The following is a 7,689-nucleotide window of genomic DNA, read 5'->3' as shown; positions in this document are numbered from 1 at the left end:
TGTTTATAAATGAAAAATACGCAACAAAACACCACCATCCCCATTTATGAAACAATCGAGTGTAAATCTAATTTAATTTTTTATGGTTACAATTATCCAGTTGATCATTAACACACAAAAAGGTATGTTTACGCCACCAATTTTACCGAGCAGGGATTGCAACGTTTTGACTAAATCTAATTTTTTTTTGAAGGTTAATGACAAAGACCTTAATGTTACTTACCTACATGGCTACGAAAAAATTAATAAAGGCTTTAGTTATTCACTCACCGTTGAATCTTCAGTAAAAATTAATACAGATATCCTACTCGCTAATGCCAGCGTGATTTTTGTTAATAAAAACAAAAGATATCGAGAACAATGCGGTCTGATTACATCTGTAACCAATATGGGTGTATTCAACAATTTACACCGCTTTAAAATAAACATTCAAGATCGATTATCCACCTTAAAAAACACCTCAAACAGTAAAGTCTTTATTGCTGTAAACGTACAAGATGTATTAAATTACTTAGCACAAAAAGCAGGTTATTCATCAGGACAAATTGTTTTTAGGACAAGTTCCGCCTTACCGCATTTAAAGCAATGTGTGCAAGCAATGGAAAGTGACTGGGCCTTTTTTAATCGCTTGATGTCTCAGCATGGTCTTTTTTACTGGATTGAAAGCGAGTCAAGCACCGAAACACTTGTTATAAGTGACAGCAACCTCAACAGCCCCTATTTAAGTACGGGTGTATTAGAAGTTAAAGCAAACGCGGGGATGAACGCCCAGTACTGGGGTAACTTTGTCGGCTTTATGCACAGTGAAGTAACACAAACCATATATAATAATGCAGCGCAAAGTAATGCCCATGGACAATTCCAAAAAGTAGCCAGTAACAGTCAATCATTTTTCGAGCCTGCTGCAAACTCAGACGCAGAAGCATCAGCACAAACACAAAGCTTTAGTAATGCATTAGCCGCACACAATAAGCTGGTTACGCTTATGGGTAATGTATCTGATGTATTTGCAGGCTGCTCAATTTCGCTTGACGATAATATGGGGTTTGCCAGTGGTGATTTGCTATGCATTGCAATAGAGCACACCCTTAATCAAGCAAATGACGAAAGCAGCCATGAAGGTGAAACGCACTATCACTGCGTAGCGCAATTTATAGAGCGCGGTACACCTTACAAAGCAATGCCTGAGCCCCACACGCCTAAGCCCATGGTATTTCCAGCAACCGTAGAATCTCTCACAAGTAATGCATTTGTAGATGAACATGGCCAATACCGTATTCGTACCGAGTTTGATAAAACAGCTCGCCCAGTAATTCAATCAAGCCCTGCACTAAAAAAACTAGCGCTATATGCTTGTGAAAACCAACCTCAAGCCACTGGCTGGCACTTCCCACTCGTTGGTGGCTCTGAGGTACTTATTGGGTGTATTAATAACGACCCAAATAATACATTTATAATGGGTTTTGCACTAAACGCCGACCAGCCAAGCGTAGTTACATCCGCTAACCCAACACATAATCGCTTATTAAGCGCAGCGCAAAATGAACTCATGTTCGATGACGATAAAGATGTACCCAAAGTCATCTTACAAACACTCGCCAGTGAGCACTATATTGAATTAAATGCTATAAAATCAGGCCGCCAATTTATTCAATGGATAAGCCAACTCGGTACTATAAATTTACACGCAGGGCGCGACTTATGCCTTGAAACCGAACAAAACAATGTTCAGTTTGTTATTAAAAACAATCAATTTATTGATGTTAAAAATATCGTGTCGCAAACCACAAATAACAGCCATGTAAATTATCAAAGTGGTGGCAGCCAAGCCTTCAGTGGTAAAAATGTGACCCTTACGAGCGAGAATGAAATATCACTCCTCACCGGACGAGCAGTAAAAGTGCACGCACAAAGCGACATACTCCTTAAAACTAACAACAGCGACTTAAAGCTTAATGTGCCTAATGGCTCTACGTTTTTACAAACAAACAATAATATAAGCATTACGGGCTCAGGCAATGGCGATTTAATTATTCACAACGCGGGCGGCGAGATAAAACTCGACAGCCAAGGCAATGTTGATATTACCGCCACTAACGTACTCACACTCGATGGCACATTTATAACCTTTGATGGCCCGGTAGATTACGACATAACTAGCCCACAAACAGTGCGGGCACCAAGCAATGCAAGCCCTGCCAATATTAGCCGCATTAGTGATATAACCATTGATGACTCAGGCATTGCAGCAACAACGTCAAGCGTAGTGGATTTACTTTATGTTTATCAAGATGGCAGCCCTGTAAAAAACGCACCTTATACAATTAAATTTGATGATGGAACACAAAGCACAGGCCAGCTAGATGAAGACGGGATAGCGCAATTAACCGACGTACCAAATGGTCAATTTACTGTTCAATACGGCGAAGATACGCGCGAGTATGAACCACAAGATAACACCACACCAAATCCACTTTATAAAAGAATAACCCCCGCCTCTGCCATACAAATGAGCAGAGCTGGGCAAACAGCAACACTTGATGAAGCAAGCAACATAGCCAGCCAAGCAGGTAATTGGTTATGGGGGGCACTGCAAGGCGACTTTAATAAAGACCCCACCACTGCACAGATTGTAGTGGGCAGTATTATTTCAATGATACCGGTTATTGACCAAGTCATGGACGTGCGGGATATTTTAGCCAATGTAATGCTACTGACTGATGACGATAAAGCCAACGACAATGATGGCTGGATAGCCTTTACGCTCACCGCGATAGGTTTAGTGCCTGTGCTCGGCTCCGCGGTAAAAGGCGTCGGTAAAGTGGTGATTAAAAACAGCGGCGACACAATAGAAGCCGCAATTGCAGTCCTTCGCAAGCTAGGCAAAGGCGACCCCGTTCAGTATTTACGTAAAATAAATTGGCAAGACCTAGGAAAACAAGCAGCCAGCGAAGTAAAAACCTTTATAAAAGGCCTGCGCGATACACTTCACGAAATATCAACAAGTTGGCAATACGACCTGCTGCTGCCACAGCTAGCCATAGACGGCATGCAAGCCACGATTAAACAGCTTGATGAAATAGCGCCCAAAATAGACCAAGGTGTTAAAGGCGCAGCCAGTGAGATTGGTAATCGCGTAAACAAAGCCCTTGATGAATTCGAGCCGCCGAAAAGCACCGGTATTGTGGGTAAACCCAAAAAGAGTGTTGCGAATGAATTAGATGCGCCAAAAGGAAATGATTTAAAGGGGGCTAGGAATAATAAAAAGGATAGGCGAGTAGCTCCTGAATTATATGCCAAGCTAAGAAGGTCTACACCATCTCCTGAGATCAGAAATCAAGTAAATAAGAACAAAAAGCCACCTTATCCAGATGAAGCGTTGCCAGGGCTAATTGTCACAGGGCGCTTAGAAGCCGATCACGTTGTTCCAATGGACAAAATAACTAGAATGGATGGCTTTGAAAGGCTAACATTAGAACAACAAAAGCAAGTACTCAACGACCCCATTAACTTCATCGGTCTAAGTAAAACGGCTAACACTTCTAAAGGTTCAAAAAGCTTTTCACAGTGGACTGAGTATAAAAAAGGAGGTATCAAAGTATCCCCAGAATTCAGAGAAAGAATGATGAAACTTGAGACGCAATTAGAATTAGACATTCAAAGTAAGATAAAAACTTTAGTAAAATAAATTTAAGGTAATTTTTAATGGACAATGAATTAAAAAAATTTTTAGGCGAATATTTTGACAAACCTGAAGTTATTGACACTAAAATTTTATCCGCCGATATAACGGCAGTAATACCTGAGGTATGGGCTGAAATATTTAAAGAAAACGACTCGAAAATTGAACGAACTATTAATTTATTTAGCAAATTCCGTAACGATTTAGAGCTTACCTATGAATACCTAGCAGAGCAACTTGAAACTATTAATTTAGCATATTACTTTGAAGAGTATCATTTAGTTTTTGGTATTCGCTCTTTGTCAGGAAATCAAATTCTATATTATCAATCTAAAAATCCAAAAAATATAGAATTAACAGAGTGCTTCTCTCAACTTCCGAATGATTTAAAAGATTTTTACACACACTTTAATGGCTTTAATTACCTAGTCTCAAACTCAATGGGGCTTTTACCAATTGATGAGCAAGAATTATTGGATGAGTATGACTGGGAAGTATTAGAAGAGCACGATGTGGATATAGACTTAAACAAGTTCAAAAGCATTTTTACTAATGGCGCTGGAGGTTACATCTGTTTTAATCGTATTAAAGGCCTTGAAGAATCCTTAATTTGGTGGGCTGATGAACTACCAACTATGAACATAGATCTGTGGGCAACAGTTGATACTTGGATAACAATTGGTTTTGAAGACTAATCAATAACACGCTAAGGAAAGCAGATGCAACCCGACATTAAAAACATCCCGCAACACCTAGGTCAGTACCTTTATCAACAAATAGATAATCCGTGGCTTAAAGCTCAGCTTATTTTAGATTGCGAAAATAATGCTGTGATTACCTGCAAAGCCCACTTTATTAAAGCAGATAACGAAATACAGCATGCAATTGCTGTATCTGAAAATATAACTGAGTTATTTAAAACATTATTTGACCATGCTATTAAAAACGAAGTTGAGGATTGGCAACGCGCTATTTTTACTATCACTCGTCAAGGCCAGTTTAATTTAAGCTTTGAGCGCGATAATAACGATGAAGCCACTTTATTACTTTAAATGAGCAGCATAAGCATAGCGTTAAATTTATTTAAAACTTTATAAATTAATAACAATAATTGAACCTGAGCTGGATACATATTAAACTGTACGCCAATTTGTTTTTTAAACAAACGAAAGTCAAGGAAGACGAGTTAGGTACCCCAACTTATTAATACTCCTCCATGATATTTCGTGACATATAACATTTATTATTTAAAATAATTTTACGGAGTACCTATGAAAAAATTAAGCGCACTTTTGGGTTTACTGTTATTAAGCGGTTGTTCTACACCTCCTCCTGCTCAAGAAACTGAGCAAGTAGTTGTAGAACCTATTGCAGAGATTAAAGAAGTAGCCGCACCAATTTCATTAACAGTTATTACTAACCCAGCTGATGCTCGCGTTCGTATTATGAATATCAACCCTGTTTACAAAGCTGGTATAGAGCTTAAAGAAGGTAAATACGATATTGAAGTAAGCAAAGCAGGATACCTTACTTACAGAAAATGGGTTTCAGTTGATAAAAAAACAATCCTAACTGTTGAACTCGATACAATGGAAGCAAGCCAGTCGGCTCAGTAAACTTCTCAGTACGTTTTAGTATATGCCTTAGTCTGATTAATTTAATAACTGGCCTAAGGCATATTAAACCCTTCATAAAGCCACAAATATCCTACTGCGAAATAACTACCAACATTTATTAAAATATATAACCACAACACCACTATAAAACGCCGCTTTTGCGATTTATGGCGAAGTAATTGTTGAGCAAGTAATGCCCCCGGCCATCCTCCAAATAATGCAAGTAGTTGCAGTGTGCGCTCTGGCGTGCGGTTTACTTTTTTATGTGAAGAGCGCTTAGCTTGTCGCTTATCCCACGCGTACATTAAAAAAGTGATAGCACTTAATACACTTATATAACCAGGTACATATATAGGTATATAAACAGGTAAGTATTGCAGTAGGTAAGCCTGCCAAATGGCGGCTAAATAAAGTAATGAGAATGTGATTAATATTTTCTTTATCAATTAATTATCGCCTATACTTGGCATTGGTATTACAAAAACAAGAGCCAAATTATGACATATTTTAAAGCGATATTCTTAGCCTTATGCTTATTAACATTTAATAGCTATGCATCCGATACATTCACCAACCTTGATAAAGAACTTGCCGTATTTAAGCCCTATTTAGGAACTTGGCAGGCTGACTTTAAAGTACCTGAAGGTGCTAAAAAAATACAAGATGTTGGCCGTTGGGAGCGTGCTTTAAACGGTAAAGCGATACATACCAAGCACTCTATTAATGAAGGTGAGTATGGCGGCGAGTCGATGATTTTTTACGATAGTAAAAAAGAGTCTTTGGTATTTTACTATTTCACAACCGCAGGATTTTATACAAAAGGCACTATGAAAGTCCTCAGCCCCACTCAATTTGTAGCTTATGAAGATGTAACTGGTAGCCAAGATGGTATTACAAAGGTTAAATCGATGAGTGAACTAAAAGACGATAAATTTATTGTATCGACCTCTTATTTAAAAAAGGGTGAGTGGACAAAGCCCGAACAACGTATTTATACACGCAGTACAAAAACGGTTAAATTTAAATAGCTGTGATTTATAAACACAAAAAAGGCAGCCTAGGCTGCCTTTTGTCATTTATAAAACCGTATTTATTTTACGTATTTTTTAAATGCAGCGTCTACTGGTGTATCAGCAAGGTGATTAGTGTAGTTGCTCATTACTTTTTGAGACAAGCCTACAATAATTTCAAGTAGTTGCTGCTTAGCGTAACCTGCGGCAAAAAATTTTTCGATTTGCTCATCGCTGATCACGCCACGTTCACGTGTCATTGCAAGTGTAGTTTCACGAAGAGTTTCTAGCTTAGGGTTTTCAAGTGGTGTTTTGTTAACAAGTGCGTCAACAATACCTTGATCAACCTTCATTGCCGCTGCAATGCCACTGTGAGCAGGAACACAGTAATGACAGTCGTGCTCTACGTTAATTGATTGCCATACTACTGTTAGCTCTTCTGCGTTGAATGATGTTTTTTGAAACAACTCATGCAGTACTTGGTAACCTTTAAGTAATGTTGGTGCTTCAGCCATTACTGCATGTAAGTTAGGAAGCATACCAAATGCTGCTACTGAATCAGCTAGTAACGGTTTTGCTTCTTCTGGTGCGTTTTCTTGAGTGTATAAAGTAAATTCGGCCATGGTTAGCTCCTAATAATTAATAGTTTTAAGTAACTTCGAGACACATAGTATTTGATTTTGAGCGACTGTTCAAGTTAAAATTGAGCAAATGTTCAAATTGATTGAGAATGATATGGCTAATAAGGTTAAATTTGAACGCGAGAATGTAGTTCGCGTTGCTAGTCAGCTATTTTGGCAAAAAGGTTTTCATGCAACCTCAACGCGTGACTTACAAGAAGCAGTTAATATGCGCCCGGGTAGTATTTACTCTGCGTTTGGCTCTAAAGAAGGTCTATATTGCGAATCGCTGAAAGATTACACCGTACAAATGAAAACCCAAATAGAAGGGTTTTTATCAAGTGCCGATACAGTACTTGGTGGATTACGTGCGTTTGTTGAAGACGTGGTAATTAAAACAAAAGATTGCAGTCCAAGCGCTATTTGTATGCTAGTTAAAGCAAACAGCGAGTTTGCAGAAAAAGATTCAAACCTGTATGAGCTAAGCTTAGATTTAACGGCTCAATTTGAAGCTTATTTAACGCAATTATTTAACCAAGCAATAAACAAAGGTGAGTTAAGTAACACGTTGACAGCTGTTGAATATGCGCGCTTTTTTCAGGTGCAATTTACAGGTTTACGCGGTTATTTTAATCGTCCTAATGTAGAGCAATTTGCTGAGCCAATGATCAACCAAATGTTTATGTTGATTAAAAAGTTATAAATAGCAGTTATCGAGTATTCTCAACAAGTTACATTTATTCTACTAAATAAAAATGGCC

At 38.3% G+C, this 7,689-nt stretch carries 8 protein-coding genes; 6 read left to right on the top strand and 2 right to left on the bottom strand.

Annotated features, from left to right (window positions below; translation table 11 throughout):
• Nucleotides 1-166: 166 nt before the first annotated feature.
• The 4 genes from H5072_RS07365 (at nucleotide 167) to H5072_RS07350 (ending at nucleotide 5,298) form a co-directional block, all read left to right on the top strand.
• Nucleotides 167-3,688 (top strand): contractile injection system protein, VgrG/Pvc8 family, encoded by a 3,522-nt coding sequence (locus tag H5072_RS07365; protein ID WP_259395902.1) that lies wholly within the window; start codon nucleotides 167-169, stop codon nucleotides 3,686-3,688.
• A gap of 17 nt (nucleotides 3,689-3,705) precedes the next feature.
• A complete protein-coding gene (locus tag H5072_RS07360; RefSeq protein ID WP_182693141.1) occupies nucleotides 3,706-4,377 on the top strand; it encodes an SMI1/KNR4 family protein in 672 nt (223 codons plus the stop codon).
• A 24-nt stretch (nucleotides 4,378-4,401) separates the two neighbouring features.
• Complete coding sequence (locus H5072_RS07355) at nucleotides 4,402-4,734, top strand: immunity protein YezG family protein (protein WP_182693140.1); 333 nt, start codon at nucleotides 4,402-4,404, stop codon at nucleotides 4,732-4,734.
• Between the two features lie 219 nt (nucleotides 4,735-4,953).
• Nucleotides 4,954-5,298 carry a PEGA domain-containing protein gene (locus H5072_RS07350; RefSeq protein ID WP_182693139.1) on the top strand — a complete coding sequence of 115 codons (345 nt, stop codon included), beginning with the start codon at nucleotides 4,954-4,956 and terminating at the stop codon, nucleotides 5,296-5,298.
• Between the two features lie 53 nt (nucleotides 5,299-5,351).
• Here the strand turns inward: H5072_RS07350 and H5072_RS07345 are convergent, their stop codons facing one another.
• Nucleotides 5,352-5,744 (bottom strand): DUF1294 domain-containing protein, encoded by a 393-nt coding sequence (locus H5072_RS07345; RefSeq protein WP_182693138.1) that lies wholly within the window; start codon nucleotides 5,742-5,744, stop codon nucleotides 5,352-5,354.
• 51 nt (nucleotides 5,745-5,795) lie between these two features.
• Between H5072_RS07345 and H5072_RS07340 the strand changes: the two genes are divergently transcribed.
• Complete coding sequence (locus tag H5072_RS07340) at nucleotides 5,796-6,326, top strand: hypothetical protein (RefSeq protein WP_182693137.1); 531 nt, start codon at nucleotides 5,796-5,798, stop codon at nucleotides 6,324-6,326.
• A gap of 62 nt (nucleotides 6,327-6,388) precedes the next feature.
• On the opposite strand, the gene H5072_RS07335 is transcribed toward H5072_RS07340, so the two are convergent.
• The gene (locus H5072_RS07335; protein ID WP_024595406.1) at nucleotides 6,389-6,931 is read right to left on the bottom strand and encodes a carboxymuconolactone decarboxylase family protein; all 543 of its coding nucleotides are present in this window, start codon (nucleotides 6,929-6,931) and stop codon (nucleotides 6,389-6,391) included.
• A gap of 112 nt (nucleotides 6,932-7,043) precedes the next feature.
• Between H5072_RS07335 and H5072_RS07330 the strand changes: the two genes are divergently transcribed.
• Complete coding sequence (locus tag H5072_RS07330; RefSeq protein ID WP_182693136.1) at nucleotides 7,044-7,631, top strand: TetR/AcrR family transcriptional regulator; 588 nt, start codon at nucleotides 7,044-7,046, stop codon at nucleotides 7,629-7,631.
• The last annotated feature ends 58 nt before the right edge of the window (nucleotides 7,632-7,689 follow it).

It is taken from the genome of Pseudoalteromonas sp. SR45-5 (assembly GCF_014163565.1).
Classification (GTDB): domain Bacteria; phylum Pseudomonadota; class Gammaproteobacteria; order Enterobacterales; family Alteromonadaceae; genus Pseudoalteromonas; species Pseudoalteromonas distincta.
Note: the sequence above shows the minus strand (reverse complement) of the source record. Positions and strands in the feature narration are given on the sequence as shown.

Coding starts and splice junctions, on each gene's coding strand:
- H5072_RS07360 (WP_182693141.1), top strand. CDS start 3,706: ATGGACAATGAATTAAAAAAATTTTTAGGCGAATATTTTGACAAACCT.
- H5072_RS07335 (WP_024595406.1), bottom strand. CDS start 6,931: ATGGCCGAATTTACTTTATACACTCAAGAAAACGCACCAGAAGAAGCA.
- H5072_RS07330 (WP_182693136.1), top strand. CDS start 7,044: ATGGCTAATAAGGTTAAATTTGAACGCGAGAATGTAGTTCGCGTTGCT.
- H5072_RS07350 (WP_182693139.1), top strand. CDS start 4,954: ATGAAAAAATTAAGCGCACTTTTGGGTTTACTGTTATTAAGCGGTTGT.
- H5072_RS07340 (WP_182693137.1), top strand. CDS start 5,796: ATGACATATTTTAAAGCGATATTCTTAGCCTTATGCTTATTAACATTT.
- H5072_RS07355 (WP_182693140.1), top strand. CDS start 4,402: ATGCAACCCGACATTAAAAACATCCCGCAACACCTAGGTCAGTACCTT.